Consider the following 633-nt stretch of genomic DNA (forward strand, 5'->3'; position numbering starts at 1 on the left):
AAAGTATTAACCACTGATGGAACAGGAATAGTAAGCTGGTTAGACAAGAGTACTTTTGCTGTAGCTGACGCAACTACGCTTGCAACCGGAAAAATCCAGTTAGCTGGTGATCTGGCAGGAACAGCAACTTCCCCAACAATTACCAATGCAGCTGTAATCAATAAAACGTTGACTGGTTATACCGCGGGAGCCGGTACAGTAGCTGCAACCGATAATATTTTACAGGCTATTCAAAAAGTGGATGGCAATGTTGCATTGAAAGCACCATTGGCGTCTCCAACGTTTACGGGTACGGTATCCGGGATCACTAAATCAATGGTCGGTCTGGCGAATGTAGATAATACAGCAGATATAGATAAACCGGTATCGGGTGCAACCCAAACGGCATTGGATCTGAAAGCACCATTGGCAAGTCCTGCATTAACGGGAGTGCCAACAGCACCAACAGCAATTAACGGAACGAATACTACCCAGGTAGCTACTACGGCATTTGTTACCACAGCAGTAACAGGAGCAGCAGCATCTGATGCAACTACGCTTGCAACCGGAAAAATCCAGTTAGCTGGTGATCTGGCAGGAACAGCAACTTCCCCAACAATTACCAATGCAGCTGTAATCAATAAAACGTTGACC

1 protein-coding gene is annotated in these 633 nt (G+C 45.8%); it reads left to right on the forward strand.

The annotated features are described in order from the left end of the window. Positions 1-633, forward strand: a 633-nt coding sequence (locus P2W72_RS01885; protein WP_346429762.1) for a hypothetical protein, incomplete at both ends; no start/stop codon positions are given.

This window comes from Daejeonella sp. H1SJ63, assembly GCF_029360775.1.
In the GTDB taxonomy this organism is placed as follows: Bacteria; Bacteroidota; Bacteroidia; order Sphingobacteriales; family Sphingobacteriaceae; genus Daejeonella.